This is a genomic window from Enterobacter sp. PTB (genome assembly GCF_051130085.1).
Taxonomy (GTDB): domain Bacteria; phylum Pseudomonadota; class Gammaproteobacteria; order Enterobacterales; family Enterobacteriaceae; genus Enterobacter; species Enterobacter ludwigii.
In genome coordinates this window covers 1-362 of the sequence record NZ_JBDKEE010000146.1, presented here as the reverse complement: position 1 = coordinate 362, position 362 = coordinate 1, and the positions used below count along the sequence as shown (strand labels likewise).

General features: G+C 55.2%; 1 pseudogene. It reads left to right on the top strand.

Going from position 1 to position 362, the window contains the following annotated elements:
* Positions 1 to 98: 98 nt before the first annotated feature.
* Positions 99 to 212, top strand: a pseudogene (locus tag AAIR21_RS28025) (transposase); the annotation flags it as partial.
* Between the last annotated feature and the right edge of the window lie 150 nt (positions 213 to 362).

Sequence of the window (362 nt, the reverse complement as noted above, 5' to 3'; positions counted from 1 at the left end):
AATCCGGCGATGATAGAGTCCACTTAATTTTTAAATGGACTCTATCACAAATGACAGAACCGACAGCCCCACGCCAGCGGGCAACCTACTCCATGCCGTTCAAACTCGACCTGGTTCAGCGATCACTGCAACCTGGTGCCTGTGTGGCACAACTCGCCCGCCAGAACGGGATTAATGACAACCTGCTTTTCACCTGGCGTCAGCGCTATCGTCATCTGGTTGATGCGCCATCTGATGAGCCTCCGGCACCGACCATTATCCGTGACGATATCGTTCCTGTTGTGACCGCCGAATACTCTCAACCCGTGCTGCCCGCTCTCCCGGCATCATCAGCACATAGCCTGCCAGCGGATGCCAGGCAA